We start from the raw sequence: 25,028 nt of genomic DNA on the forward strand, positions 1-25,028 counted from the left end.
CCGCGCCCTCGCGCTGCAGATGGCGCCCGGACTACGAGGCGCGATCGAGCGAGGATGGGAGATCGTCCTCCATGTCAATTCTTCGACCAAGAAGAACACGTGGGATCAGTACGCGACCACCTTCGAGATCAACATCTTCGGCAACGGGATGCTGCTGCGGGTCTATCCCTGCAACGACCTGAAGCAGGGCATCGCGATCGCCGAGGAGCTGTCGAGGACCATACCCAACAGCCACGTCCTGGTCGGCACCGAGGGTGAGCAGGCTCCCGAGTTCGACCTCGTCGGGGCGGGCGATCTGCTCGCCACCGAGGCGCCGCCACTCGCCTGGCACGTGCCCGGCATCATCCCCGCGGGCCTGCCGACGCTGCTTTTCGGCGATGGCGGGACGGGCAAGAGTCTAGCGGCCCTGCAGCTCGCCGTCGCCACAGTAACGGCCCGCTCCTGGCTGGATCAGCCGATCGCGCAGTCTGGGCCCGTCATCTTCATGACGGCCGAGGACGACGAGGGCGAGGTGCACCGCCGCCTCGAGGATATCTGCCGCACCGAGGGGATCGCAACGTCGGATCTCGCGAACCTCAAGATCAATGCGAAGGTCGGGGAGGACGCCCTCCTGGGCATCTTCAACCCCGACACCCGCATGATCGAGCCGACCGGCCTCTTCGGCGCTCTGGAGCGAACCATCGAGCGCACCTCGCCGTCACTTGTCGTGCTCGACACCCTGGCCGACCTCTTCGGCGGCGACGAGAACGTGCGCAGCCAGGCCCGCCAGTTCGTTGGCCTTCTGCGCCGCCTTTCTCTCGCCCACGGTTCCACGGTCCTCTGTCTCGCCCATCCCTCAGCCGCCGGCATATCGAGCGGCACGGGCACCTCGGGCTCGACGGCGTGGAGCAACAGCGTTCGGTCGCGCCTCTATCTGGAGCGCGTCTTCGAGTGGCGCGGCAGGGGAGACAATCGGCGCTTCGTCGAGCCCGATCCCGACGCGCGGGTGCTGACCACCAAGAAGATCAACTACGGGCAGACGGGCAACGCCATGCGCTTACGCTGGCGCGACGGCGTCCTGGTGCCCGACGTGATCCTGGCGGACATGGCGCCTGCGTCGTCCAAGGCGGCCGAGACGGCGGCGGAGGCCAACCAGCGCGTCGATGACAAATTCCTGGAGATCCTCGCAGCCTACCAGGCTGAAGGCCGCAACGTGGCCGATGCAGGGCCGACCTACGCACCGACCAAGTTTGCCAAGGACGAAAGAGCCGAGGGGATCACGAATAAATCTTTCGCGAAGGCCATGCAGCGCCTCTTCGCTCAGGAGCGCATCCGCACTGTGGTTTATGGTCGAGGGTACAAGCGCATCGAGGTCGTGTCTTGAGGCCGCTGCGTACCCCCCTGCGTAACCCTGCGTACCCCCCTGCCTATCCGGTGCGTACCCCCCTGCCTAACCCCCTGCTTACCCTGCGTATCCCCCTGCTTAGTACCTGTGTGTTTTATCCCCCATACCCCCATATGCGCTTGCGCGGCCCAAGAGGGGCCGCAGCGCATGGCGCAGGGTGGGGAAGGAAGAAAAAGGCGAGCAGCCGCTGGACGGCTTGCATGCCGCTGCATTGCGACGAGGGCGGCTCTCGGGCTGAGGGCCTCGACGATGCCGGGCCCATCCATGGCAGGTCGGACCGTGCGCCTTCGAAGGCAGAGGCGCTTCAAGCGCCTATATGCCGGCCCTTCATCATCCGAGGAGCGGACCATGAGCCAGACCAGCCACAAGCTCGTAGACCTCACAGAGGCGAGCATCATGCTGCAGCAGCATCTGATCGCGACGCTACTGCGCACCGAGACGCTCAGCCAGATGGAGGTGGAAGGCATCTTCGCCGGCGCGATCGAGTCGGCGAGCACGCGTCCGAACGGTCCGGCGTTAGTCATCATCCTGCGCCAGATCGCCGGCGAGGAAGAGTAGGCGCCTCAGCCGAGCAGCATGCGCGCTGCTCGGTCGATCAGGCTGGAGACGGGAGGCGACGCCGCCTCATGGCCTGCAGCGATCTACGCGCTGCAGTCACCATCGGCGGCATCGATCAGGATGGGTCAGGCAGACGCCTTCTTTGCACGGCCGCGCTTCGCCTTCGGAGCTTCAGCCACGGGCGCGGGCTCGGGCTCAGCCTCGATCGAGGGAGCCTCAGTACGCTTCCGGCCGAGGCCCATGCTCCTGGCAAGCTCCGAGCGGGCAGCGGCGTAGTTCGGCGCCACCATCGGGTAGTCGGACGGGAGGCCCCACTTCTTGCGGTAATCGTCCGGCGTCATGCTGTGGCTCGTTTGCAGATAGCGCTTGAGCGACTTGAACTTCTTTCCGTCCTCGAGGCTGATCAGGTAGTCCGGCGTGATCGACTTCTTGATCGGCACAGCCGGGACCAGAGGCTCAGGCTCAGCTTCGGGAGCCGTCTGAGCAGCGCCAGCAGTGCCCTCCAGCGCCGCGCGGACATTGCTGATCAGGCCCGGCAGCTCGTTGGCAGGCACCTGGTTGTTGCTGACGTAGGCGGCGATGATTTCCGCCACCGCGTCGATGCGGAGGTCGAGAGCGTCACTCACGGATCTAATCCAATCGTTCTAAATGGAGACATTGATCAGGTTGCTCTGAATGCGATCGTCAGCAGCGCTGATACTGATCTCATCGCATCAATCTTCGACGTGCTTCTGTCAAGGGGAGATGCACAGCAATGAAGGGCGGTGCAGCGCTTCCTGTTCTCATGCGCGACGCCGAAGTGATCTCGCTGAAGGAGGCGTGCTTCCGCAGCGGACGCTCCGAGAAGACAATCGCGCGCTGGTGCCGGAGGGATGGCATAGGGCGCCGAGCTGAGCCGTCCGCGCCTTGGGAGATCTCCGCTGTCGCGCTCGAAGCCAAGCGCTACGGCGACACGGAAGCCATCGAGGCGCTTCGGCGCGGCGAGTTCTCGTGCGAACGGGTGCGCCGATATGCAGAGCATCTCGGACTGGGATGATGAGTTTCGGTCACTCAGCGGCTGATGCCGCCGAGCTCCAGGAACAACGGGGTGAGCCAGGCCAGCGCGCCGCCGACCACCCAGCCGAACGGGTTCAGATCCATGCCGAGCTGCCGGCCGAGTGCCGGCAACAACAGCACGACGGCCAGAAGGATCAGGAAGCCGTGGCGCTCGAGCTTGGCATAGGGACGCGCCAGAGGCGCGGGTAGGACGCTCATCAGGATCCGGCTTCCGTCGAGCGGCGGCAACGGGATCATGTTGAACACGGCCAACACGAGGTTCAGCAGGATCGACTGGTAAAGCGTCTGCACGGCCCAGGGCACCCACGCGTCAGGCAAAGCGTCCATGGTGCGCAAGAGCAGGGCCGAGACGATCGCCAGTACGATGTTCGTGACGGGTCCAGCGACTGCCACCAGCGCCATGCCGCTGCGAGGATGGCGTAGGCGGCCAAAGGCGACCGGTACGGGCTTGGCCCAGCCGAACAGGAACGGCGCTCTCGTCACGAGCAGGATGGCGGGTAGGATGATGGTGCCGAGCGGATCGACGTGCTTCAGCGGGTTGAAGGTCACGCGCCCCAACAGAAACGCGGTGTCGTCGCCGAGCTTCCAGGCAGCGTAAGCGTGCGCTGCCTCGTGGAAGGTGATGGCCAGCAGGATGGGGATGATCCACGTCGATGCCGTGTAGGCGATGCTGGCAGCGTCCAAGAGGCTGATCTCCTTCGATAGCAGTCAAGGCTGCCCACATGGCCGAACATGTCCGGACGTGTCCACTGAACGTGCCCTCGCGCGCGTGCTCCACTGCCTCCATCAACGGAGGCATCCATGGCTTCAGCCCAACTCTTCCTGAACGGCGCTCGCGTCACGCGTGAGTTCCGCGACGCGCTCTTCGACCAGGCCAACCGCGCCGGCATCACCCCCAACGAGTTCTGCATCACCGCTGCCGCCGAGAAGCTGAAGCGCTCGGGCGCCGACTTCCCCGGCGTCTTCCGTGCCGGCGATCTGCCTGAGCTCGGGAGGGCTGCCTGATGGCCGGCAGCAACTTCGTCGCCGCCTATCCGGATGGCTCGCGCCGCATCTTCGCCCACGTCGGCAACCCCGCGAGCTTCCGGAAGGCCATGGCCTCAGCCGGGGTCCGGATCGAGGAAGCGGACGATAGCCACTTCCGGCAAGCGGGCTATGAGGATGGCAGCCGCGCCTTCAACGCCATTTCGTCGCTGCAGCTCGTCCCGCTTCCCGACGCGCCTCCCGCCGGTGCTGCCGCCAGACCGACGGCCACGACCAACAGCCTGTACGATGCCGGATGCCCTGGTCCTGCCGCTCCCGAACCCGCCAAGCCGCTGCGCTTCGACCTCGCGGCCAGCATGCGCAAGCAGTTCGGCCTGCAGACGCCCGAGGAGCTCGAAGCCGAGAAGGCGAACCGCGGCACCCTGGCCAGGATGATGGACGACGTCGTTGCCAGGAAGACTGGCCAGACGCAGACGCAGGCGCGCCGCTGATGGGCAGCAACCGGGCCCGCTTCACGCGTCTTGCGAGGATCGACCGTCGGCGTCAGCACGGCCACGTCGGCATCCCCGAGGCCCCGGCCTGCCTGGCGCCTGTGGCCGCTCTGCCACACCCCCCGGTTCAGGGACCGTCCCCGAGGCGCCTACCCCCTGCGGGCGCGCTGCCCCGATCCCTGGCTAGGTCCAGCACTTCCAAAAATGGGCAACACGCAACGGGCAACGCGCAACAGGAGGCCTCATGTCACTCCTGAGCTTCCGCCAGTATGCCGAGCGCGCCGGCATCAACGTCTCGTCAGTCAGCCGAGCGGTCGCCCGCGGATACATCCCGACCGTGAACCGCGACGGACAGCGCCTCATCGATGCCGATGCGGCCGACCGAGCCCGGGAACGGCGCTTCGACCCGCACGGACCGGGCGGAACGCCGGAGCGGCGCGAAGAAGCGAAGGCTCGCTGGCGCGCCCGCACCGGCCAGGGCTTCGACTACGGCCAGCTTCTCCTTCTCGCGGTGCTCTGGGAGCACGGGCCCGCTCTGATGGCCGAGACCATGCGGATGGACGGCGCGGAGAGCGAGATGGACATCGCTCGCGCCGCTGCAGCCTTCCACGAGATCGTCGACGTGGCGGCGATCGTCCTCTTCGACGAGTTCAACAGATCGGGCGTGGGAGACTACCGGCGCTTGCTGCCAAAGGTCGTCCTGCCGGATCTCTCGGCGGAGGGTCTGGATCACTATCAATTCGTCATCGGTGACGACGATAGCGACGAAAGCCCCGTCTGGGCCCAGGACTTCCACGACAGAGCGGCTCCGCTCCTCGAAAGGGCGTCCGTCGTCTCCAAGATCCGGAGGCGCGTATGACCGGCCCCGACGAGAACCCGCAGCCCGTGGCCGACGTCCTGCCGCTCACGCCGCGCCGGACCTACCTCGACGCCGCTCGCGAACAGGGCGTCTACCAGCAGCGCGAGGAGCTTCTCGACGAGACGGCCAAGCTCCGAGCCGGGCTGGCGCGCCGAGAGGCTGCCAAGGCCGACTTCGAGGCTCGGCAGAACGTCGTCTCCTTCGGCGAGGTCCACGAGGGCGCCGCGGTCGTCGAGCGCGCCCTCGCCAAGCAGCGCGGCGAGATCCTCGGCCGCCAGCGGGCGATCATGGAAGCCTTCGCGGCCACCACGCTCTCGATGGAAAGCTTCGCCATGCTGATGATCCTGATGTTCGACACCGAGCTCGAAGCCTTCCAGATGGCCGGCATCTTCGCCGCCACAGAGGCCGGCCTCGGCCGCGGCCGCACTCCATCATCCCACGCCGACGATACTCAGCCCGAGCGCCGCCTGAACGGCGAAGGCCTCGGCCCTTCCTTCACGCGAAAGGCACCCTGATGAAGAACCCCCTGAAGCGCGATCCGATCTCGGCCGCCGAGACCGAGCTGAAGAACCTCGCGCAGCGCCGCGGCGTCCTCGCCGATCGCCAGCGCGACGCCGTCGCCCGGCTGGATGCTGCCCGCTCGGCACGTAAGAACGCCCTGTCCTCCGATCCGACGGCCGACCTGTCCGGCCTCACCCGCGCCGTCCAGGAAGCCGGCGACGAGGTAGACACCATCGCCTCGGTGCTCTCGGACCTCGACGAGCAGGTGGGCGAGGCTGAGGGCCGGCTCGCGGCGGCGAAGGATGCCGAGGTCCGATCCCGCTCGGCCAAGCAGCTCGAGGGCATAGCCAAGAGCTTCGACCAGGCCGCAGCCGACCTCGAGGCGGCGCTCGCCGGCGTCGGGAAGGCCTATGCCGCCATGGTGGCCGCGATCCCCGAGACGCTGCAGGTGGTCGAGATCGACGAGCGGGTGATCCCGCCGGAGATGAGCCGCTCGCAGAACCCCGACAACGTCTTCTCGGTGCAGGACGTCCGGCAGAACGCCCTGCCGAACGACCTCGCCCGCGTGGTGCTCGCGGAAGGCCTCGCCCGCGTCTGCCCGATGGCCTTCGGCATGAAGGGGCACTTCGGCGGGTGGCGCTTCTCGCTCACCCGAGCCGGTCAGCTCGACTCGGCTTGGCCGTCGTTCTCCGTCAGCGACTTCGCGTCCATGTCTGAGGTTCACACCGCCGGCGAGGCCGCGGCCAAGCTGGTGACGGACCGCCTTCGCGATCGTGCCCGGCACATCGTGGCCGGCGACATGTCGCCGAACCTGGACGATGCTCCGATCTTCCGGCCCAAGCCTGAGCCGAAGCCGATCCCGCAGGTGCAGGTCTACGCCCTGGAGGACTTCGCCTTCCGCACCGAGGCGGACAAGCTGCCGACGCTGATCGGCAAGTGGTGGGTGCACCTCGTGCCGGAGAACGCGGCTGACGTTGCCGTCGCCGCTGGCGTGGCTTTGCGCACGGACACGCCTGAGGGCGCTGCGGCCTTTGAGGAGCGGAAGGCGATCCGAGCGCGGTCCAGCGGAGGCGCCTCTGGCGGATACCTGTCTCTTTCGATGTGCCAGGATCTCGGCCTGATCCGGGCGCCGGCGATGGACGGCGACGAGCCCGGCCCCGATGCCGGCGGCGCGACCGTGATCCCGCTCGGCAAGGCGGAAGCCGCATGAGCGATCAGCCCGCGACCACTTCGACCGAGGGTCTGCCACCCACCGTGGCCGAGGTCATCGCGCGCATCGTCGCCGCGACGACCGAGCGGGAGGCGGAGGACATCATCTATTCGACCATGCTGCGCGGGCACGAGCGGCCCCGCACTGTCGAGCCTCCGCGGCCAGCCTTCGCTGAGCGGACACCCACGAAGACCGTTGCCCTGACCTTCCCGTTCACCCTGGCCGGCCAGACGATCGAGACGGTGGCGCTTTTCCCGCCGCAGTTCGCCGACGTGAAGGCCGTCTCCGACAACGAGATCACCGAGCTCGACATGTACGCCCGCATGGCCGGCCTGCCCGTCGCCGCGCTCGAGGCGATGCGCTGGCCGGATATCGACGCCGTCACCAAGGCCGCCCGGCGCATCGCGCCGACGATCGAAAGGCGCTAACGATGGCCGACCGTTCCGCCAACCTCATCCTCGGCTTCACCAACCGCTTCTCCGGGCCGGCCCGGCACGCCGCGCGGGACATGGACCGCTTCGGCGAGACCGTCCGGCGCAACAGCCGCCTGTCCGCCGCGGCAACCGTCGGCATGGGCCGTGCCGGCAACGCCATGGTGGCCGGCGCCTCGGCCGCTGCCGGGCTTCTCGCTCCCGCGGCGGCTGCGGCGGGCGCCGTCGCATCCGTCCGCCGCTTCGCCGAGGCCGAGCTGGCGATCGAGCGCATCGGCATCACCGCCGGCGCCTCGGCCGACCAAACCCGGGCGGCCTTTGCCGTCATCCAGAAGGCGGCGCAGGACTTCGCCCTCAGCCAGGACGAGATCACGGCCGGCCTCGACACCCTCGTCGCCTCCGGGCGCGACCTGGACGACGCTCTCGCCTTCCTGCCGTCCGTGGCCGCCACGGCGCAGGCGTCGGGCTCAGCGATCACCGACATTGCCTCGACGGCCGATGCGGTTGGGACAAACTTCAAGATCTCCGGGCAGGACATGCAGCGCGCCTTCGACATCCTTGTCGAGGGCGGCAAGGCCGGCAAGTTCGAGCTGAAGGACATGGCCACCTACCTGCCCAGCCTCGCGCCCGCCTTCGCGGCCATCGGCTACGAGGGCGAAGAGGGCTTGAAGCGCATGGTGTCCATGCTCCAGGTACTGAGGACCGGCACAGGCTCGGCCGAGGAAGCCGCATCGGCTGCGGCGAACATCTTCGCCAAGATCGAGAGCGAGGAAACCGCCAACAAGTTCAAGAAGTTCGGCGTCGACCTGCGCGGCGAGATGAAGCGGGCCCGCGCCGAGGGCAAGGACCTCCTCCAGTTCTTCATCGAGCTGACGCGGAAGACCGTCAACGGCGACCTGTCCAAGCTGCCGCAGATCTTCGGCGACATGCAGATGGCGACCGGCATGCGGGCGCTGCTGACGAACGGCCAGACCTTCGTGGAGGTGATGGAGCAACTCGGCCAGGCCACGGGAGCGACGGGCAAGGATCTCGCCCGCGTTCTCGGCACGACGCAGGCGCAGATCAACAAGATGTCGTCCTCGTGGGACGCCTTCGTCCAGAGCCTCGGCGCCGGCATCGCGCCGATCGCCGTCCCGGTGATGGACGAGGTGTCGGAGGAGATCAACGAGCACCTCGACTATCAGCGCGGCGTCGCGCGCGAGAACGCGGCCGGCGGCAGCGAGCGCGAGGCGTTCGCCGAATATGCCCGCCTCTATGATGAGGCGTATGGGAAGGGCTACTTCAACGGCATCGCCAAACAGGGCGAGTTCCTGAAGGACATGGGCGCGTTCGGGCGCGGGGATCTCCGCAGCCCGTTCGAGCGCATCCAGCAGCTCATCCAGTCGCAGAAGCGCGGCAACAAGGAGCCTTTCGGCCCAGTCCTGCCGGACCTCGGCGTCACGCGCCGCGGCGGAGCGCTGCCGGTGCCTGACCGGGCGCCGACGATGCTTCCGGCCACGACGCCGAACGCCAACATGGACTATGCCGCGCAGCGCGAGAGCTACAACGAGGGGCGCCGGCAGCGGGAGCGCGCCGCACCCCGAGGGCCGGCGCCAGACTTCACCAGCGGCGGCCGCGGCCAGGGCGCTGCGCTGGGCAACCCCGACGGCTTCATGTCGCCCGAACAGCGCGCCTACATCGAGCAGCGCAACCGCATGGCCGGCATTGCGCTGCCGCCGGTGCCAGGGCCGAGCCCCGCCTTACAGAGTGCCCTTGATCAGGCGTCGGCTCGCACCCACAACTTCTGGGGCGGCGCTGGCAAGCCCGAGATCGCCGCGCCGCTCGCCGAGGAGGGCACCAAGGCGCAGGCCATGGCTGAGTCGATCGGAGCCGCCATCCTTCAGGCGCTCAGCATCACGGCCTCGCCGACAGTGCAGCTCGGGGGCATGCAGCCGGCACTCGCCATGGCGCAGCAGATTGCTGCTGTTCTCGACGGCATCCCTGGCAAGGCAGCGGCAGCTGCGCAGGCGGCATCAGCGGCGGCTCGGGACGCTGAGGCCCGCTGGAGTGCGCGTTATCGCGAGGAAGTCGATGGCTTGCACGCCGACTTTAGCTGAGGGGTAGGGCACGGCCATGCTGACGATCAAGATCAAGGGCGATGGCCTGAAGCAGATCGAGCAGGCGCTCGAGGCGCTCTCCGACGAGCAGGGCAAGCGCGCCATCGCCCGCGCCATGAACGAGGTCGGCAAGACGATGCGGGGCAAGGTGATCCGCGCCACCGCCAAGCAGGTGGGCGCCTCGCAGGCCATCGTGAAGAAGCGCGGCCGCATCACCTCCAAGCCGGCCACCGCCGGAAGCCTGTCCTACGTCATCAGCTCGCAGGGCGGGCACATGCTGCTGAAGGACTTTGGCGCCAAGCAGAACCGGAAGGGCGTGCGCGCCAAGCCGTGGGGGCAGGGGCGCACCTTCGGCGGCGCCTTCATGGGCGCCCGGCCCGGTTTGTCGACAAGGAAGCTCGGCGGCAACGTCTTCCACCGCACCGGCAAAGAGCGGCTGCCGATCCAGAACATGTACGGGCCCGCCGTGCCGGTGGAGATGGTGAAGGGTGAGGCCGAGGCGACGTTTCGCGACTACGGCGAGCAGCGGCTGCCCAAGCGCATCCTCCACCACATCACGCAGACGACGAAGGGGACGTTCAGTTGAGGCAGTCGGCAGCTACGCCTTGGCTGGACGTCCTGCTGACTGTTGCGGCGGTGCTGTTCATGGTAGGGATGATGTTGGCTGCTTGGACGGCGACCGCTAGCTCTCCGTGAAACGCTCCGCCACACCGCCTAAGCTGCCGCTGCGTAGCATGTCCTTGGCGCTCACCGATCTCCATGTCCCGCCGCGAAACCTGCCTTGATCGTCCCTGATCAGCAAGCTTCCTCGTTTCAGCCTCGGGTCGAAACTTCTACGTAGAAGCGTTCAGCGAACCAAGGTCGGCAACCGACAGTTCGCGCATGTACAGCCCCGCCCGGCGCCCCCGCTGCGGCGGGGTTATTCGTTCAAGCGACCGGCTCCAGGTCGCTGGATCGCTCCAGTGCCTCGCGCCCAGCGGCGGTCAGCCGTGACCAAAAGGCATCTTCCCAGCCGATGGTGATGACGCAGAGGCGTATGTCGACGAGGTCAGCTATCGTAACCAACTCGGCAGCGCTCAAGCCTGTGAGCGGCAAACCTACGCTGTCCTCGTCAGGATAGCCGTCGCTCAGTCGCGACAGCATGGCGAGTCGTTCAGATATCGTCATGAAACTACGAGCAGTCCCGTCAGTACGTGCTTGGCAGCACGAAGCCAGCCGGAATGTAGCGCTGCTTGTTGACGCTGCGTCCCCCATTTGGGGGATGTCCAAATGAAGTTGGAGCCTGATGATGCCTTTGCGTCACAGCGCTCCGAACGCCGAGTCGCCGAAGGCCCCGCACGGTGCATCCATAGGAGGTGGGACCCTTCGCGGTCTGATCTTACAGTCGCGCAAGATGGCCGACTCTCTCACCCAAATGGGGGATGCGTGCTATCCGGTGCTTTATCAATCTCACCTAGCGTCAGGAACCAAACGTTTTGAGCAACTTGGAGGGTATTTTGCGCAGACTGGTGCATGTAGGCTTGCTAACCGGCTGTATGGGGATGGTCCTGGCGAGTTGCCAGTCGACGCCTCGTATCGTTTCATCCGAGCCGCCGGCGGGGACGCTAGCGACCGGCACGAAAGTGCTGGTGGATGATGGATCGTGCGAAGCGGGGCAGATCCTTCAGGTGACAGGCAGCACCAAGGGCGTGCCGCGCAAAAAGGAATGTGTGCCGCGGCCGGCAAACTGATCCAATCATTCGTGCGATGTGCATATGCGAGCGAGAGCCCAATCGCTTGGATCGCCTATACTGTGACTTGGTAGTGCTCTGCTGCCACGAAGAGTCGGATGGTGACGTTAAAGCCCTGATATAATCATCAGAACCAACTGTACTACATTCGTGGTAGTATCATATCAGGGGGGCGGGCCAAGCGCTCGACTGTCATTCAGGTTGTGTGGAGTACGCCGAGAGCCATGTCGCTCTAGATAGATGACTCGACCACTGTAACGTCTATGCCTTGGACCGGCTTGGATCGCCGCTCCGAGGTGTGGATAATATACAGTTGTTATGTATATTACACCGTTCCTATATCAATCAAGGATAATAAATTCTCAAGAAGGTGTTGATCTTTCGCCGCCTCATGTTCTAGGCATGTGAACGCAGGGTAAACTGCTTTTACACGGGGACTCGTTATGGCATCGCCGTTCACAGGCACTTCATTCAGCGACCTTGCTGTTGGAGGCAAGTCGATATCGGATGTTGCTCAAAGCTTGATCATCGATCTGTTCAAGAGCTATCAAGGCGTATCAGTATCGAATATTACCTACACAGGTGCTGGTACAGCTGGTTACGGTATTGACGCATTCGCCCTTACAAGCACATCTGGAGGGGCCCCAACTATAGCGAAGAGTGGCGGTTTGTTTCTTACATCAGGCGGCCTGCCGGACGACGAGAACAACGAGTCATCCTATACTGTACAAAACGGTACTGGTGGCGATGCAGATCTTGATGCCATAGCGAAGTCAGCTTTCCCAGGCGCAGGATCGACACAAGACGCCGCATCGATCTCGTTTACGATCGATAATCAGAACCCCAATCTGGATACGTTGACATTCTCACTGGTGTTCGGGTCAGACGAGTACCCTGAATTTAGTAACAGTAACTTCATCGACATCGCCGCGGTATTGGTCAACGGGCAGAACCAAGCTCTTTTCAACAACAACCCAAATCAACCTCTCGGTGTTATCAACGAGAACCTTGAGTCTGGCAATTTTATCGATAACACTGCTGGAGCTTACAACATTGAGTACGATGGTGTCAGCTCGGTTTTGAGTATCCGCGCGAAGCTGAACCCGGGTACGAATACCATTAAGATAGCCATCGCCGACACAGGCGATCAGTCTTATGACTCGGGCCTGTACGTGACAGATTTTGCGCTTAGCTCAGATGGCGGAGCTGGCGGCGGTGTTCTCCTCGTGCTTGAGAGCGACGATCCTGTTGTTCTCCCGACTGAAGCGAATGAGTTAATCTCACTCAAGGGCGAGGGTTCTCAAACGATCACGGGGAACCTCGCCTCGCTCAATGGGGACGTCATTGAAGGGTTCAGTGAGGACGATGCTATCAAGATCAAAGACAAGGACATCGATCAGAACGATATCAAGACTGAAACCGGCTCTCTGATCATCAACATCGACTCCAACGGCGATGGCGTCTTCGATCAGAGCGACTCGAAGATTACACTTGCTGGCGACTTCGAAGGCAAAGATATCAAAGTTACTAATGCGCCCGATGGTAGTGGATCGATTTTAACGCTGGTCGACTCCTCCAATGAAGTGGAAGAGGATCTTACAATCCTCGGCACGAATAAGGATGAGACCATCTCTGGTAAGGGTGGCAACGACACGCTCAACGGCAGCGCCGGCAACGACATCCTCAACGGGAACAACGGCAATGATTGGCTGAAGGGCGGGGCAGGGGTCGATACTCTCAACGGTGGTCAAGGTGACGACAAGTTGGAAGGCGGGCAAGGTAACGACACTCTCGACGGCGGTACCGGAAATGACATCCTGTTCGGCGGTGCTGGCAACGACGTCCTGATCCGCGTTACCGGCAATGACATCCTCTATGACGAAAGAGGCTCGGACACGCTCACAGGCGGCTCTGGCGCGGACGAGTTCAAGATCTACGCTGATCAGGTCGAATTCGGCGATATGAACACCTTCACAGATTTTAGTTTTTCGGAAGGTGATACGCTCGTTCTTCGTAAGCTAACGGCCGCGGATGGTACAACTGCTAGCCCAGTGACCATAAATTCGATCGCCCAGCTCACTGCAGCTGATAACGCGTATGATGATTTTTCTGTCGAGATGGGAAACAACGGACATTTCAGACTGATCTTCGCGACTGGTGGAATGTTCGACATCTGACCGACTTCGTTCGTAGGTCGAACTTTAGTGCAAACGATGCTCGCCACATTATCGCCGATGTGGCGAGCATGTCGCTCGTAGGTCGCCTGCGTCGATGAACGGTGCAGTGGGTGTCAGTGTCCGAAGAAGCTCGCCATCCGATGTCCAACTGAGCGTCCGCCTCAGACAGGACTTCGGCGTTGTGCCGGAACCGCTCGTGCGGCAGCAGGACGAGATTGCGTCGATCGCCCCGTCGCCGGTCGGTAAGCTCGGGCCTGGCCTCAGCGAACAACCGCCCGAGGTGAGCGGATAATCGGCTGAGTCGGTGAATTCAGTGTCAGCGTTGGCGCTCAATGCACCACCCCGCGATTTCGCGCCTCGGCCATCTGCGCGACGGCGTCATCGAGCTCGTTGATCACCGACAGCACTTCACGCCCCGCCGGCGTCAGCCGTGCCCGCTGCGGCCATTCCATCTCGCCGTGCCACTCCGCCCAACCTCGCAGCATCATGCGCCGGACGACGTCGATCATCGGGCCGGGTAGCTCGCCGAAAGTGGGGCCGTCGCCGGCCGCCTGGTCCAGGAAGCGCAAGGCGGCGATCTGCGGCACAGTGATGCCCAGAACGATCTGATCGGTGCGGTAGCCGCTGGCGCGCAGCTCGGCGCCCTTGTCCGTCAACACAGCCTCCAGCCTCCGCCGCGGGCCCGCTCGCATGTCGACGAGCTTGAGCCTGCGCAGCTCTTCGAAGGCTGCGAGCTCCGCGACGTCGAGCTTGCCGAAGGGTACTGCGCCGTCAGCCGCGGCGATGCGCTCCATGAACGCGATCTGCGCGGGCGTCAGCTTGCGCCAGGGAAAGGGCTTGCGGGGCATAAGCGGCTGAACGTCCACTCAGAAGCACCCCATCCTGTCGGTCCGTCCGCCGCCTCGGCCGACCGAATGGGGCGCCTATCCTTAGCTCTTCGTCAGGGTCGCCGGATAGCTCTCGCCACCTTCCGTGTACGAGTAGCCCAGCGTGCTGCCGCCCGTGGTGGTGAGGGTGACGGTGCCGAAGCCGCGGCCGACCTTGAATGACATCGTGTTGCCGCTGACCTGCACACCGTTCACCGAGGTCGAACGGCCTTGGTAGTAGTAGCGGGTCGTGCCACTCTCGCTAACCTGGACGCGAACCGACTTGCCGCTGGCAAGGCGACCGGACCAATCGCCAACGAACGGAGCGTAAGCGGTCGGCGCTGCGGCAACGGTCGTCGAGGCGGAGGAGCCGGAACCGTTGGAGGCTGTCGTGCAGCCTGTCGCTAGGAGACCGACGGCGATGATGGCAAGTACGCGGCGCATACGGTGTTGGACCTTCCCTTGAGGATCTGGACGGCAGACAGTCTGCCGCAGGAGTAAGGCAGCACATGCTCAGCTCACGTCGCAATACGCCCGGTGCTATGTGACGTGATATAGTTTTGTGGATTGTAGAAAATTCTGACGATCATATCACCCACATGGGTGATGCCCTCCCCAACCCCGGCGCTGCGCTCGACGTGGATGACGTCGAGACCCTGCGCTTCGCCATCAGCGAGGTCGAGCACAAGGCCGACACCCTGGCGCGTGCTTTTCTAAGCCCGCTTGATTGCCGGATACTCTACCACTGCCACTGCCACGGCGATCGGCTTCGTGCTCGGGGTGGGGTAGGGCGGCTATGTCTCCGGCACGCCTGCGGCGTCCATCTCGGCCACATAGAAATCGATTGTCTGCCTCATCAGCCAACCGACTTGGATCTTCGCTCCGTCGACCATGACGCTCACCTGATCGCCGCCGCCATAGGGGCCGCCGCCATAGACGCCTTCGCCGTACCCGAACCCTCGTGGCTGGACGTCCGCGAAGGTCTTGATGGTGGGCTTTCCGCGTTCGAGCTCGACGTGCTTTGAGGCTTTGGCGAGATCGTGAAGCATCTGGACGTTGGCGCGGTTCTTACCGCACTCGGCGCGAAACCACGTGTCGTCCACTAGTCCGCGCACGCGTTCAGGATCGTGCTTTTTGCACCAATGGAAGACGTGAGCGGCGAGCGCGTCGACTGCCATGACGGCGTTGTAGGTGAGTCGGACATCGGAAACGTCAGCCTCGGCCTCTGCCACGTTCGGCCGAACGACGAGCCTGAGAAACTCGCGAGGTGTCATGTCGCATCCCATGTCGCACGGAGGAGCCGAGGCTACTTGCGGGGAGCGCTTCTGAAAAGGTGGATCCAGACGTGGATAAGCCAACTCGCAGAGCAGCTAAATCGTTGTAAATCCTAGGCTTTCAAAGAAATGATGGTGCCCAGGGGCGGAATCGAACCACCGACACTGCGATTTTCAGTCGCATGCTCTACCAACTGAGCTACCTGGGCCCTCGCTCCGGTCCGCGAACCGCGCCTCGGCGCCGTCCCGTCCGGGGAAGTGGGGCGCTTATAGAAGCGGCTCGCGGGCCTGTCCAGCCTTCCCGGCGCCTTGCGCTGCAAAAAAATGGCGGGCTGCTTCGGCGGAGGAAAGTGGGTGGAAAAAGCCGGGCGCACCACTCCGCGGGGCCGCGGTTTGCATGGCGCAACAGGGTGGGCGCGCGGGCCGTCCGCGAGGTGACATACCGGATCTGGCCTTGGCTGATGTCCGAAATCGGCCGCGCCCCGTCGCGGCCGGTCTGGCGTGGGGATCGGGTCCGGCCGGCTGCCGAGACGGCGTGCTTCAGCTCAGGGCTTCGGCGACGGCGCGGCCGCATTCGCTGGTCGAGGCGCGGCCGCCGAGATCGCGGGTGCGCAGGGACGGCTCGGCGAGAACCGTCTCGATCGCCGCGACGATGCCGGCCGCGGCCTCCGTCTCGCCGAGGTGCTCCAGCATCATCGCGGCGGACCAGATCTGGCCGACGGGATTGGCGAGGGCTTGGCCCGCGATGTCGGGCGCCGAGCCGTGCACCGGCTCGAAGAGCGAGGGAAAGCGGCCTTCCGGATTGATGTTGCCCGACGGCGCGATGCCGATCGTGCCGGTGCAGGCGGGGCCGAGGTCCGACAGGATGTCGCCGAAGAGGTTCGAGCCCACGACGACGTCGAACCGGTCGGGATTGAGGACGAAGTGCGCGACGAGGATGTCGATGTGGTACTTGTCCCAGCGAACGTCCGGATAGTTCGCCGCCATGGCCTCCACGCGCTCGTCCCAATAGGGCATGGTGATCGAGATGCCGTTGGACTTCGTCGCCGAGGTCAGGTGCTTCTTCGGCCGCGAGCGGGCGAGATCGAAGGCATAGGCGAGGATGCGGTCGACGCCGACGCGCGACATCACCGTTTCCTGGATCACCACCTCGCGCTCGGTGCCCGGAAACATCCGCCCGCCGATGGAGGAATATTCGCCCTCCGTGTTCTCGCGCACGACGTAGAAGTCGATGTCGCCCGGCTGGCGGCCGGCGAGCGGCGAGGGCACCCCGGGCATCAGCCGGACCGGCCGAAGATTGACGTACTGGTCGAACTCGCGGCGGAACTGGATCAGCGAGCCCCAGAGCGAGATGTGATCCGGCACCGTGTCGGGCCAACCGACCGCGCCGAAGAAGATCGCGTCGCGCCCGCTCACGCGCTCCTTCCAATCCTCTGGCATCATCGCGCCGTGCTTGAGGTAGTAGTCGCAGGAGGCGAAGGCGTGCTCCTCGGCCTTCAGTTCAAAGCCGTAGCGCTTGGCCGCCGCCTCGAGGACGCGCAGTCCCTCCGGCACCACTTCCTTGCCGATGCCGTCGCCGGGGATCACGGCGATGGAATGGATGCGGTTGGTTCGGCTCATCGCGGTTCTCCAGAGCTGTGAGGGCATGGCAGCCCGGCGCGCCCGCCGCTATCCTCGACGGTGCGGACGGGCACGGCGCGCACCATCGCGGCGCTGGGGCGCCGCGTCCAATGCCGATCCGGCTTCGATCGATGCCGGGAAGGAGACGACATCCTTGGATACGATCTGGCTCGACGATCTCGCCGCACTCGCCGAGACGCTCAACTTCGGCCGCGCCGCGCGGCTGCGCAACGTCACCCAGCCCGCCTTCGGCCGGCGCATCCGCGCGCTGGAGGACTGGACCGGCGTCGTCCTGGTGGACCGCACGACCCACCGGATGCGGCTGACGCCCGCCGGCGAAGCGATGCTCGCCTGCGCCCAGGACGTTTCGCGCCGGCTGGAGCGGGGGCGGCGCGAGGCGAGCGACGCGGCGCGCGAGGTCGCGACGCTGCGCTTCTGCGCGACCCACGCCCTGTCGCTGACCTTCTTTCCCCGCTGGCTGCGCGGCCTGCAGCCGCGCGGATTCGCGATGCCCGTCCAGCTCAGCGTCGACAACATGGCGGGCTGCGAGCGCCTGATGCGGGAAGGGCGGGCCGACTTCCTGATCTGCCACAGCCACCCCGCCGCCGAGCCACGGCTCGATCCCGCCGCCTTTCCGATGCGGCGCCTGGCCGGCGACGTCCTCGTGCCGGTCAGCCGGCGGTTGGCCGACGGCCGGCCGCGATTCGCGCTGCCGGGCGAGGCGGCCGCGCCGGTGCCGCTCCTGTCGTTCGACGAACCCTCGGGCATGGGGCGCATCCTCGGCGCCGCCTTCGCCGCCGGCCTCCTGCCGCCCATCGCCGGGCGTGCCGTCTTCACCTCGCACATGGCGATGATGCTGAAGACCATGGCGGAGGACGGGCAGGGCATCGCCTGGTCGCCCCGATCGCTCCTGGAGGAGGATCTCGGCCCGACCGGCAAGCTGGCGCTGGCCGGTGGAGCGGAATGGGCGGTGCCGGTGGACATCGTCCTCGTGCGAGCGGCGGCCGGGCTCGGAGAAGCCGGAGAGCAGGTGTGGTCCGCCAGCGGCGAGATGGGGAGGCTCTCCGCCTAATTGTCATCTGTTGACAATTTACAAGGTTTGCTTAGCTTGCGTCCCGGGAGAACCGGTGCGGCGCGCCGGGCCGCGGCGCGCGGTCCGCCGCGAACCGCACCGAGGCCGCACGGCGGTCGCGAGCGGGAGGAACAGCGGACATGACCATCGAATTGCGCCGAATGCGCCGAACCGGACGCCTTGCCGGCGCCGTTATGCTGGCAGGCCTGGGCTTCGCGGCTCCGGCGATGGCGCAGGATGCGGGCGGCGCCGAGCGCATCCCCTATCCCGTGGACACGGTGACGCTCGTCACCCATTCGAGCCCCGGCGGCGGCTCCGACGTGTTCCTGCGCGAGATGAGCCGCTTCCTCGGCCAGATCATCGACGCCAACTTCGTGGTGGAGAACGTGTCGGGCGGCAGCGGCGCCAATGCCATGGCGCACATGAAGGCCGCGGCGACGGACGGCAGCGTGCTCTACGCCACGACGCCGACCTACGTCTTCACCTCGCTCCTGTCGAACGTCGAGGCGTCCTATGCCGACCTCGAGCCGGTGGTGAACGTCTTCTACGACCCGCAGGTCATCTACACCCGCGCCGACGCGCCCTTCACCTCCATGGCCGAGGTGCTGGACAAGGCGAAAGCCGGCCGCAGCGCTTGGGGAGCCGCCAATCCGGGGTCGCTGGAACGGCTCACGCTCGAGAACCTGAAGCGCCTGACCGGCGTCGACGCGGCCATCGTCACGAGCGAGGGCGGCGGCGACACGATGATCAACGTCCTCAACGGCACGCTGGACGTGGCGATCGGCGAGATCCAGGAGCTGCGCTCGCAGCTTGACGCCAAGCAGGTGCGCCTCCTCGCGGTCGCCTCCGAGGAGCGCCTGGAGGCCTTTCCGGACCTTCCGACCCTGAAGGAGGGCGGCGTCGACCTCGTGGTGCGCAAGTTCCGCGGCCTCGCCGGGCCGAAGAACATCGCGCCGGAGGCGGTCGCCGCCTGGGAGCAGGCCATCCCCAGGCTTCTCGAAAACCCGGAGTACAAGGCCCTCTACAGCGCCTCCACCCTCGTGCCCGCCTTCGTGCCGCACGCCGAGTACGGCCCGTTCACGGCCGCCTTCGCCGACGAGCAGCGCAAGGTGCTCACCGAAGCCGGCGTGATCCAGTAGCGGATCGGCGTAAGGAGGGGAGATCCTTCGTGAACAGGGACATGGCGCTCGGGCTGATCGTGATGGCGGTCGCCGGCCTCTACATCCGCTCGGCCCTGGCGATCCCCGTCAGCTTCCTGGGCGACGCCATCGGGGCCGGCGGCGTGCCGCTGGTCCTCGGCTGGCTCCTAGCGCTGGCGGGGGCAGGGCTCTTCATCCACGCGCTCGTCGCCCGGCGAGCGCCCGCGACCGTGGCCGTCACGGATCCCGAAGACGAGGTCGGCGGCGCCTTCGCCGACCCGCGGCACGCCGTTCTGAAGGCGGCGGGCGTCATCCTCATCGCCGCCGTCTTCCTGTTCGCGCTGCGGCCGCTCGGCTACGTGCCGGCCGTCGCGCTGCTTCTCGCGGCCCTTCTCGCCTATCAGGGCGTGCGGCTGCGGCCGGTCCAGCTCATCGTCGCGATCGGCGGAGCGCTCTGCCTCTGGGCCCTGTTCGACCTCGGCCTCGGCATCGATCTGCCCGACGGCACGCTCCTGCCCAACCTCTTCTGACGCCTACTCCTTTCGGGACGCGCATCCACCATGACGGACGTCATCCTCCAGAGCGTCGGCATGCTCGGCACCACCATGATCGTGCCGATGGCGATCCTCGGCATGGTGTGGGGCATCTTCGGAGGCGCCCTGCCGGGCATCTCGCCCTCCATCACCATGGCCCTCCTTCTGCCGCTGACCTACACGATGGAGCCGATCTCGGCCCTCGTCCTCCTCGCCTCGACCTATGTCGGCGCCGAATACGGCGGCTCCGTGCCCGCGATCCTCATCCGCACGCCCGGCACCAACGCCGCCGCGGCGACGATCATCGACGGCTACGAGATGAAGCGGAGGGGCCGGGGCAGCGAGGCGCTCGGCATCTCGCTCTGGTCGAGCTCGGTCGGCAACGTCGTCGGCATCCTGTGCCTCATCCTGTTCACGGCGCCGCTCAGCCAGCTCGCCCTGTCGTTCCGGCCGACCACCTATTTCGCCCTCGGCGTCCTCGGCCTCAGCGTCATCGCGACCGTGTCCGAGGGGCTCCTGATCAAGGGCGTGATCTCCGCCTTGATCGGGCTCGCGATCGCGACGATCGGCACCGATCCGGTGTCCGGCGTCGCCCGCTTCACCCTCGGCAATCCCGACCTTCTCTCCGGCGTGCCGATCATCCTCGTCATGGTCGGGCTCTTCGCCGTCTCGGAAGTTCTCGACCAGATCGGCACGAAGGGAGCCTGGGAGCGCGCGCAGCCGTCCGGCTCGCGGCTGCGCCTGCCGGACTGGGCCGGGCAGAAGCGCATCACCAAGGCGAGCCTCATCGGTTCGGCGATCGGCGTCTTCTGCGGCATCATGCCGGGTGCCGGCGGCACCGTCGCCTCCTTCATGGCCTACAACGAGGCGCGCCGCTTCTCGCGCCATCCCGAAACCTTCGGCAAGGGGTCGGAAGAGGGCATCGCCGCGCCGGAGGCGGCCAACAATGCCGATGCGGGGGTCGGGCTGATCCCGCTCCTGTCCTTCGGCATCCCGGCGTCGAACTCCACCGCGATCCTTCTCGGCGGCTTCCTGATCCACGGCCTCATCCCGGGTCCCGTCCTCTTCGACCGCGATCCGACGCTGCTCTACGGCCTGTTCACCGGCCTCATCGTCGCGACGATCGCGCTGATCCCGGCGGCCTTCATGACGCTCTCGGTCTGCATCTGGCTGGTCAACCGCCCGAAGCCCTACCTGATGGCCTTCGTGCTCGCGCTCGTCTTCACCGGCGCCTATTCCGTCAACTTCTCGATCTTCGACCTCGGCCTCGTGCTCGCCGCCGGCGTGCTGGGCTTCGCCATGCGCTATTTCGGCCTGCCGATGCTGCCGACGATCCTCGGCCTCGTGCTCGGCTACATGATCGAGGCCAACTACCGGCGCTCGCTCGTGATCTCCGGCGGCGACCACTGGATCTTCCTCGAGGACCGGATCGCCGCCGTGTTCCTCGCTCTCGCCCTCATCTTCTTCGTCGGCTCGCTCGTCGCCGAGTTCCGCCAGCGCCGGCGGGCTCAGGCCCAGCCGGCCGGCTCCGCCACCGAACCCCGGGAACCCGCCCAATGAACGCCATCGCCTCGCCCTCCGCCTCGACGGGATCGGCATCGCTGACCGAGATCGTGGCGGGCGCGATCGCCCGCCTGTCGCCGGACGCCCTGCCGGAGGCCGTGTGCGACACGCTCGACCGGCTGCTTCTGGACTATGCTGGCCTATGTGCCGCGGCGCGGGGCACCGACTACGTGGCCGCGCTGCTCTCGGCGGCCGGCGAGGGGAACTGCACGCTGATCGGCCACGGCCGCACCGCCGACGCCTATTCCGCGGCGCTCCTCAACGGCACGGCGGCGCATGGCGAGGACTTTGACGACACCTTCGAGGGCGGCCCGATCCATTCGAGCGCGGTGGTCCTGTCGGCCGTGCTCGCGGCCTGCGAGGCGGAAGGGCGGACGGGGGCCGATGCGCGCCTCGGCGCGGCGGTCGGCATCGAGCTGATGTGCCGCCTGTCGCTGGTCGCGCCCAAGGCCATCCACAAGGCCGGCTTCCACCCGACGGCGGTGATCGGCGCGCTGGGCGCGGCCGCCGGCGTTTCCGCGGCGCTCGGACTTCCGGACAGCAAGATCGTCCAGGCGCTCGGGATCGCCGGCTCGATGGCATCGGGCATCATCGAGTACCTGAGCGACGGCTCTTCGACCAAGCGGCTGCACGCGGGCTGGGCGGCGCAGTCGGGCCTGCGCGCGGCCATGCTGGCGCGGGGCGGCTTCACCGGGCCGCGGCTCGTTCTGGAGGGCGAGCACGGCTTCTTCCACGCCTTCGCGCCGAGCGTGACGCCCGGCTTCACGCCGCTGACGGACGCCCTCGGCTCGCGCTGGCTCACGGAAGCCGTCGCGTTCAAGCCCTATGCCTGCGGGACGATGACCCAGCCCTATGTCGACTGCGCGATCGAGCTCGCGAGCCGGGGTATCGCGGCCGAGGACATCGAGTCGATCGAGTGCGAGGTCGGCGAGGGAACGGTGCACCGGCTCTGGGAGCCGCTCGCCCAGAAGCAGGTGCCGCCGACGCCCTATTTCGCCAAGTTCTCCTCGCCCTTCTGCATCGCCGTCGGCTTCGTGGCCGGGGCGGCGGGCCTTTCGCAGTTCACGGATGCTTCCGTGCGCGACCCGGCGGTTCTCGCGCTCGCGCGCAAGGTCCGCTACGTCGTGGATCCGGCCAATCCCTATCCGAAGCGCTTCACCGGCCACGTCCGGGCGCTGCTCCGTTCCGGCGAAACGGTCGAGGTCCGCCGCGCCGACATGCGCGGCGGCGCGCACGATCCGCTGCCCACGGCCGAGATCCGCGACAAGTTCGAGCGCAATCTCGCCTATGGCGGGATCGCGCCGGAGGCTACGAGCCGCTGGGCCGAAGCCTGCGCCCAGCTCTTCGAGGCGACGGCGCCCGTGTCGCTGAAAGCCTTCGCGACCGCGGCCTGATCGGCCGATCCGGTTCCGGGAGGCGGACCTTGCCTGCGCGGAGCGTTGCCTTCTTCTGTGGGGCGATGGCGGCTTCGGTCGCCGGGGCGGAAGCCTTCCGGCTCCTCGACGTGCCGCTCGCCCTGATCCTGGGTTCGCTCGTCGGCGCGGCGCTGTTCGCCAATCTCGTCGGGCCTTTCGCCGGCGCCGCGATCCTGCGGCGCGTCGGACAGCTCGTCGTCGGCACGGCTGTCGGAGCGCTTCTGACTGGCGACGTTCTCGGCATCCTCGGCGCCAACATCCTCCTGATGGTGGCGCTGGCCCTCGCCGCCAACCTCCTCGGGCTGCTGATCGCTTTTCCCATGGGTCGCCTCGCGGGCATCGACCGGCTGACGGCCGTGCTCTCCTGCCTGCCCGCCGGCATGGCGGAGATGTCGTCCCTGGCGCGCGAGGTCGGCGCGGACGAGACGGCCGTCGCGGTGGCGCACTCGCTGCGCGTGATCCTCGTCGTCGTGTCGCTACCGTTGCTTCTCGGCAGCCTCGACGCGCCCGAGGCGCGGGCTCCGGAGCTATGGGAGGCGGACCCCGGCTTTCTCGTGGTGCTCGTCGCGGGCGGGCTTCTCGCCGCGGCGGCGCGCCGGCTCGGCGCCCTGAACCCCTGGGTCATCGCGCCGATGGCGCTCGGCCTCCTTCACGCCGGGCTCAATGGCCCGGTGCCCGCCGTGCCGGGGCCGCTTCTTTGGTTCGCGGAGATCGCGATCGGCGCCTCGCTCGGCGCGCGCTTCCAGGTCGACCGGCTCGCCCGCCTGCCGCGCGTCGCGGCAGCGAGCCTTCTGGCCGCGGTCGTCCTCATCGCCGCCATGGCCGGTGGGGCGGCGAGCCTCGCCGCGGCCGTGTCGGGGCTCGACTGGCGCACGCTCGTGCTCGCCGCCGCGCCCGGCGGGCTCGGGGAGATGATCGCCTCCGCCAAGGCCCTCGGCCTCGGCGCGTCGCTCGTCGCGGGCTTCCAGTTCGTGCGCTCGGCGCTGACGAACCTCGTCGCGCCGGCCCTGATCAAGCGCTGGATGACGTGAAGCGCAGCCGTCAGGCCGCCGCCTTCTCGCGCTGAGCGCGCGACACGAGGCGCGCGGCGAGCCGGATCGCCGCCTCGATCGCGCCGGTCGAGGCGACGCCGCGCCCGACGATGTCGAAGGCCGTGCCGTGGGCCGGCGTCGTGAACACGATCGGCAGGCCCGCGGTGATGGTGATGCCGCGGTTGAAGCCCTTCAGCTTCGTCGCGATCTGGCCTTGGTCGTGATACATCGCGACGACACCGTCGAAGGCGCCGGCAAAGGCCTTGATGTAGATCGTGTCGGAGGGGAACGGCCCTTCCACCGCGTAGCCCTTCGCCCGCATCTCCTCGACGGCGGGGCGGATCACGTCGATCTCCTCGCGGCCGAACAGGCCGTTCTCGCCGCCATGCGGGTTGAGCGCGCAGACGCCGACGCGCGGGCGCTCGATGCCGGCCTTCTCCATCATCGTCGCCGACAGTTCGATCGCCTCGCGGATGGCCGGCCCGGTGACGCCGTCCAGCGCCTCGCGCAGCGACTGGTGGCCGGTGACGCGCGACATCCACTGGTCGTCGAGGACGTTCATCTCGGAGAAGTAGCCCTCGTGCCCGAGGAGGTGGGCGAACATCTTGTGCTCGTCGGGAAAGCGCCAGCCGCCGTCGAACATGGCCCGCTTGTTGAGCGGCGCGAACGACACCGCCTCGACCTCGCCGGCCTTGGCGAAGTCGATCGCCCGCGCCAGCGTGTCTCCGGTCAGCCGTCCGCTTTCCGTCGACGCGATCCCCGGCGGGAAGTCGGCCGGGTCGGTGTTGCGAAGATCGACGATCGGAACCGCGACGTCCGACCAGTCGGCGGCTGCGGGGCTTTCCACCGGCGCCAGCGGAAAGGACACGCCGGCCTGGCGCATGCCGAGCTCGACGACGCGCGCATCGCCGACGAGGACGAGCCGCGCGGCATCGCGCAGCCGCCCGTCGGAGAGGATCCGGGCGGTGATCTCCGGGCCGATGCCGGTGCAGTCGCCGGGCGTCAGCGCGATGACGGGAAGGGATGCGGACATGGCTT

The 25,028-nt window shown here is 66.7% G+C and carries 28 protein-coding genes and 1 tRNA gene; 19 read left to right on the forward strand and 10 right to left on the reverse strand.

From position 1 onward, the window contains the following. Positions 1–148: 148 nt before the first annotated feature. The gene (locus FZN60_RS09880) at positions 149–1,363 is read left to right on the forward strand and encodes an AAA family ATPase (protein WP_158873325.1); all 1,215 of its coding nucleotides are present in this window, start codon (positions 149–151) and stop codon (positions 1,361–1,363) included. Positions 1,364–1,732: 369 nt separating this feature from the next. Continuing rightward, on the forward strand, positions 1,733–1,942 hold the full coding sequence (locus FZN60_RS09885; protein WP_158873326.1) for a hypothetical protein: 210 nt from the start codon (positions 1,733–1,735) through the stop codon (positions 1,940–1,942). 125 nt (positions 1,943–2,067) lie between these two features. Here FZN60_RS09885 and FZN60_RS09890 read toward each other — a convergent pair whose 3' ends face one another. Then, positions 2,068–2,568: a Ros/MucR family transcriptional regulator gene (locus tag FZN60_RS09890; protein ID WP_158873327.1), complete on the reverse strand. Its 501-nt coding sequence runs from the start codon at positions 2,566–2,568 to the stop codon at positions 2,068–2,070. Positions 2,569–2,696: 128 nt separating this feature from the next. Between FZN60_RS09890 and FZN60_RS09895 the strand changes: the two genes are divergently transcribed. Continuing rightward, positions 2,697–2,978: a hypothetical protein gene (locus FZN60_RS09895; RefSeq protein WP_158873328.1), complete on the forward strand. Its 282-nt coding sequence runs from the start codon at positions 2,697–2,699 to the stop codon at positions 2,976–2,978. Positions 2,979–2,992: 14 nt separating this feature from the next. On the opposite strand, the gene FZN60_RS09900 is transcribed toward FZN60_RS09895, so the two are convergent. Then, positions 2,993–3,682: a site-2 protease family protein gene (locus tag FZN60_RS09900; protein ID WP_158873329.1), complete on the reverse strand. Its 690-nt coding sequence runs from the start codon at positions 3,680–3,682 to the stop codon at positions 2,993–2,995. Between the two features lie 117 nt (positions 3,683–3,799). Here FZN60_RS09900 and FZN60_RS09905 point away from each other — a divergent pair, with 117 nt between their 5' ends. The 8 genes from FZN60_RS09905 to FZN60_RS09940 all read left to right on the forward strand — a co-directional run bounded on the left by FZN60_RS09905 (position 3,800) and on the right by FZN60_RS09940 (position 10,156). After that, positions 3,800–4,003, forward strand: a complete 204-nt coding sequence (locus FZN60_RS09905) for a hypothetical protein (RefSeq protein ID WP_158873330.1) — start codon at positions 3,800–3,802, stop codon at positions 4,001–4,003. Next, positions 4,003–4,473, forward strand: a complete 471-nt coding sequence (locus FZN60_RS09910; RefSeq protein WP_158873331.1) for a hypothetical protein — start codon at positions 4,003–4,005, stop codon at positions 4,471–4,473. Before FZN60_RS09905 ends, FZN60_RS09910 begins: the two co-directional genes overlap by 1 nt. Positions 4,474–4,717: 244 nt before the next feature. Continuing rightward, entirely contained in the window at positions 4,718–5,332 is a 615-nt protein-coding gene (locus FZN60_RS09915; RefSeq protein WP_158873332.1) for a hypothetical protein, read from the forward strand. Then, positions 5,329–5,847 (forward strand): hypothetical protein, encoded by a 519-nt coding sequence (locus tag FZN60_RS09920; protein ID WP_158873333.1) that lies wholly within the window; start codon positions 5,329–5,331, stop codon positions 5,845–5,847. Before FZN60_RS09915 ends, FZN60_RS09920 begins: the two co-directional genes overlap by 4 nt. Next, positions 5,847–7,043, forward strand: a complete 1,197-nt coding sequence (locus FZN60_RS09925) for a hypothetical protein (RefSeq protein ID WP_158873334.1) — start codon at positions 5,847–5,849, stop codon at positions 7,041–7,043. The genes FZN60_RS09920 and FZN60_RS09925 overlap by 1 nt, the downstream gene beginning before the upstream one ends. Next, complete coding sequence (locus tag FZN60_RS09930; RefSeq protein ID WP_158873335.1) at positions 7,040–7,471, forward strand: phage tail assembly protein; 432 nt, start codon at positions 7,040–7,042, stop codon at positions 7,469–7,471. The genes FZN60_RS09925 and FZN60_RS09930 overlap by 4 nt, the downstream gene beginning before the upstream one ends. 2 nt (positions 7,472–7,473) lie before the next feature. Next, a complete protein-coding gene (locus tag FZN60_RS09935) occupies positions 7,474–9,570 on the forward strand; it encodes a phage tail tape measure protein (RefSeq protein ID WP_158873336.1) in 2,097 nt (698 codons plus the stop codon). Between the two features lie 16 nt (positions 9,571–9,586). Next, positions 9,587–10,156, forward strand: a complete 570-nt coding sequence (locus FZN60_RS09940; RefSeq protein WP_158873337.1) for a phage tail protein — start codon at positions 9,587–9,589, stop codon at positions 10,154–10,156. 341 nt (positions 10,157–10,497) lie between these two features. Here FZN60_RS09940 and FZN60_RS09945 read toward each other — a convergent pair whose 3' ends face one another. Next, positions 10,498–10,713 (reverse strand): hypothetical protein, encoded by a 216-nt coding sequence (locus tag FZN60_RS09945; protein WP_158873338.1) that lies wholly within the window; start codon positions 10,711–10,713, stop codon positions 10,498–10,500. Positions 10,714–11,105: 392 nt separating this feature from the next. Between FZN60_RS09945 and FZN60_RS29280 the strand changes: the two genes are divergently transcribed. Further along, positions 11,106–11,300, forward strand: coding sequence for a DUF6719 family protein (locus FZN60_RS29280; RefSeq protein ID WP_500786072.1), 195 nt, complete (start codon positions 11,106–11,108; stop codon positions 11,298–11,300). Between the two features lie 443 nt (positions 11,301–11,743). Then, on the forward strand, positions 11,744–13,477 hold the full coding sequence (locus FZN60_RS29225) for a choice-of-anchor L domain-containing protein (RefSeq protein ID WP_158873339.1): 1,734 nt from the start codon (positions 11,744–11,746) through the stop codon (positions 13,475–13,477). 329 nt (positions 13,478–13,806) lie between these two features. Here the strand turns inward: FZN60_RS29225 and FZN60_RS09955 are convergent, their stop codons facing one another. The 6 genes from FZN60_RS09955 to FZN60_RS09980 all read right to left on the reverse strand — a co-directional run bounded on the left by FZN60_RS09955 (position 13,807) and on the right by FZN60_RS09980 (position 17,237). After that, a complete protein-coding gene (locus FZN60_RS09955; RefSeq protein WP_158873340.1) occupies positions 13,807–14,325 on the reverse strand; it encodes a hypothetical protein in 519 nt (172 codons plus the stop codon). Between the two features lie 81 nt (positions 14,326–14,406). Further along, complete coding sequence (locus FZN60_RS09960) at positions 14,407–14,787, reverse strand: hypothetical protein (RefSeq protein ID WP_158873341.1); 381 nt, start codon at positions 14,785–14,787, stop codon at positions 14,407–14,409. A 74-nt stretch (positions 14,788–14,861) separates the two neighbouring features. Further along, the gene (locus FZN60_RS09965; RefSeq protein ID WP_158873342.1) at positions 14,862–15,029 is read right to left on the reverse strand and encodes a hypothetical protein; all 168 of its coding nucleotides are present in this window, start codon (positions 15,027–15,029) and stop codon (positions 14,862–14,864) included. Between the two features lie 108 nt (positions 15,030–15,137). Continuing rightward, on the reverse strand, positions 15,138–15,617 hold the full coding sequence (locus tag FZN60_RS09970) for a hypothetical protein (RefSeq protein ID WP_158873343.1): 480 nt from the start codon (positions 15,615–15,617) through the stop codon (positions 15,138–15,140). Positions 15,618–15,750: 133 nt separating this feature from the next. Beyond that, positions 15,751–15,826: transfer RNA gene (locus FZN60_RS09975), tRNA-Phe, on the reverse strand. A gap of 331 nt (positions 15,827–16,157) precedes the next feature. Further along, positions 16,158–17,237, reverse strand: a complete 1,080-nt coding sequence (locus FZN60_RS09980) for a tartrate dehydrogenase (RefSeq protein WP_158873344.1) — start codon at positions 17,235–17,237, stop codon at positions 16,158–16,160. A 154-nt stretch (positions 17,238–17,391) separates the two neighbouring features. Between FZN60_RS09980 and FZN60_RS09985 the strand changes: the two genes are divergently transcribed. The 6 genes from FZN60_RS09985 to FZN60_RS10010 all read left to right on the forward strand — a co-directional run bounded on the left by FZN60_RS09985 (position 17,392) and on the right by FZN60_RS10010 (position 23,990). Further along, positions 17,392–18,309: a LysR substrate-binding domain-containing protein gene (locus FZN60_RS09985; protein WP_158873345.1), complete on the forward strand. Its 918-nt coding sequence runs from the start codon at positions 17,392–17,394 to the stop codon at positions 18,307–18,309. 140 nt (positions 18,310–18,449) lie between these two features. Further along, the gene (locus FZN60_RS09990) at positions 18,450–19,448 is read left to right on the forward strand and encodes a tripartite tricarboxylate transporter substrate binding protein (protein ID WP_246726689.1); all 999 of its coding nucleotides are present in this window, start codon (positions 18,450–18,452) and stop codon (positions 19,446–19,448) included. Positions 19,449–19,477: 29 nt separating this feature from the next. Continuing rightward, complete coding sequence (locus FZN60_RS09995; protein WP_158873346.1) at positions 19,478–19,978, forward strand: tripartite tricarboxylate transporter TctB family protein; 501 nt, start codon at positions 19,478–19,480, stop codon at positions 19,976–19,978. Between the two features lie 30 nt (positions 19,979–20,008). After that, complete coding sequence (locus tag FZN60_RS10000; RefSeq protein WP_246726690.1) at positions 20,009–21,541, forward strand: tripartite tricarboxylate transporter permease; 1,533 nt, start codon at positions 20,009–20,011, stop codon at positions 21,539–21,541. Next, positions 21,538–22,938 carry an MmgE/PrpD family protein gene (locus FZN60_RS10005; RefSeq protein WP_158873347.1) on the forward strand — a complete coding sequence of 467 codons (1,401 nt, stop codon included), beginning with the start codon at positions 21,538–21,540 and terminating at the stop codon, positions 22,936–22,938. The genes FZN60_RS10000 and FZN60_RS10005 overlap by 4 nt, the downstream gene beginning before the upstream one ends. Positions 22,939–23,003: 65 nt before the next feature. Next, positions 23,004–23,990 carry an AbrB family transcriptional regulator gene (locus tag FZN60_RS10010; RefSeq protein WP_158873348.1) on the forward strand — a complete coding sequence of 329 codons (987 nt, stop codon included), beginning with the start codon at positions 23,004–23,006 and terminating at the stop codon, positions 23,988–23,990. A gap of 10 nt (positions 23,991–24,000) precedes the next feature. Here FZN60_RS10010 and FZN60_RS10015 read toward each other — a convergent pair whose 3' ends face one another. Further along, positions 24,001–25,023 carry a PdxA family dehydrogenase gene (locus tag FZN60_RS10015; RefSeq protein ID WP_158873349.1) on the reverse strand — a complete coding sequence of 341 codons (1,023 nt, stop codon included), beginning with the start codon at positions 25,021–25,023 and terminating at the stop codon, positions 24,001–24,003. Positions 25,024–25,028 lie beyond the last annotated feature (5 nt).

This window comes from Antarcticirhabdus aurantiaca, assembly GCF_009765365.1.
Lineage (GTDB): Bacteria > Pseudomonadota > Alphaproteobacteria > Rhizobiales > Rhizobiaceae > Antarcticirhabdus > Antarcticirhabdus aurantiaca.

What these genes read in the sequence shown, in the direction of transcription:
- FZN60_RS09920 (WP_158873333.1), top strand. Translation starts at nt 5,329, where the DNA reads ATGACCGGCCCCGACGAGAACCCGCAGCCCGTGGCCGACGTCCTGCCG.
- FZN60_RS09915 (WP_158873332.1), top strand. Translation starts at nt 4,718, where the DNA reads ATGTCACTCCTGAGCTTCCGCCAGTATGCCGAGCGCGCCGGCATCAAC.
- FZN60_RS09925 (WP_158873334.1), top strand. Translation starts at nt 5,847, where the DNA reads ATGAAGAACCCCCTGAAGCGCGATCCGATCTCGGCCGCCGAGACCGAG.
- FZN60_RS09945 (WP_158873338.1), bottom strand. Translation starts at nt 10,713, where the DNA reads ATGCTGTCGCGACTGAGCGACGGCTATCCTGACGAGGACAGCGTAGGT.
- FZN60_RS09970 (WP_158873343.1), bottom strand. Translation starts at nt 15,617, where the DNA reads ATGACACCTCGCGAGTTTCTCAGGCTCGTCGTTCGGCCGAACGTGGCA.
- FZN60_RS09930 (WP_158873335.1), top strand. Translation starts at nt 7,040, where the DNA reads ATGAGCGATCAGCCCGCGACCACTTCGACCGAGGGTCTGCCACCCACC.
- FZN60_RS10005 (WP_158873347.1), top strand. Translation starts at nt 21,538, where the DNA reads ATGAACGCCATCGCCTCGCCCTCCGCCTCGACGGGATCGGCATCGCTG.
- FZN60_RS09990 (WP_246726689.1), top strand. Translation starts at nt 18,450, where the DNA reads ATGACCATCGAATTGCGCCGAATGCGCCGAACCGGACGCCTTGCCGGC.
- FZN60_RS09980 (WP_158873344.1), bottom strand. Translation starts at nt 17,237, where the DNA reads ATGAGCCGAACCAACCGCATCCATTCCATCGCCGTGATCCCCGGCGAC.
- FZN60_RS10015 (WP_158873349.1), bottom strand. Translation starts at nt 25,023, where the DNA reads ATGTCCGCATCCCTTCCCGTCATCGCGCTGACGCCCGGCGACTGCACC.
- FZN60_RS09910 (WP_158873331.1), top strand. Translation starts at nt 4,003, where the DNA reads ATGGCCGGCAGCAACTTCGTCGCCGCCTATCCGGATGGCTCGCGCCGC.
- FZN60_RS09935 (WP_158873336.1), top strand. Translation starts at nt 7,474, where the DNA reads ATGGCCGACCGTTCCGCCAACCTCATCCTCGGCTTCACCAACCGCTTC.
- FZN60_RS10010 (WP_158873348.1), top strand. Translation starts at nt 23,004, where the DNA reads ATGGCGGCTTCGGTCGCCGGGGCGGAAGCCTTCCGGCTCCTCGACGTG.
- FZN60_RS29280 (WP_500786072.1), top strand. Translation starts at nt 11,106, where the DNA reads ATGGGGATGGTCCTGGCGAGTTGCCAGTCGACGCCTCGTATCGTTTCA.
- FZN60_RS29225 (WP_158873339.1), top strand. Translation starts at nt 11,744, where the DNA reads ATGGCATCGCCGTTCACAGGCACTTCATTCAGCGACCTTGCTGTTGGA.
- FZN60_RS09895 (WP_158873328.1), top strand. Translation starts at nt 2,697, where the DNA reads ATGAAGGGCGGTGCAGCGCTTCCTGTTCTCATGCGCGACGCCGAAGTG.
- FZN60_RS09955 (WP_158873340.1), bottom strand. Translation starts at nt 14,325, where the DNA reads ATGCCCCGCAAGCCCTTTCCCTGGCGCAAGCTGACGCCCGCGCAGATC.
- FZN60_RS09940 (WP_158873337.1), top strand. Translation starts at nt 9,587, where the DNA reads ATGCTGACGATCAAGATCAAGGGCGATGGCCTGAAGCAGATCGAGCAG.
- FZN60_RS09905 (WP_158873330.1), top strand. Translation starts at nt 3,800, where the DNA reads ATGGCTTCAGCCCAACTCTTCCTGAACGGCGCTCGCGTCACGCGTGAG.
- FZN60_RS09885 (WP_158873326.1), top strand. Translation starts at nt 1,733, where the DNA reads ATGAGCCAGACCAGCCACAAGCTCGTAGACCTCACAGAGGCGAGCATC.
- FZN60_RS10000 (WP_246726690.1), top strand. Translation starts at nt 20,009, where the DNA reads ATGACGGACGTCATCCTCCAGAGCGTCGGCATGCTCGGCACCACCATG.
- FZN60_RS09960 (WP_158873341.1), bottom strand. Translation starts at nt 14,787, where the DNA reads ATGCGCCGCGTACTTGCCATCATCGCCGTCGGTCTCCTAGCGACAGGC.
- FZN60_RS09880 (WP_158873325.1), top strand. Translation starts at nt 149, where the DNA reads ATGCTGCTGCGGGTCTATCCCTGCAACGACCTGAAGCAGGGCATCGCG.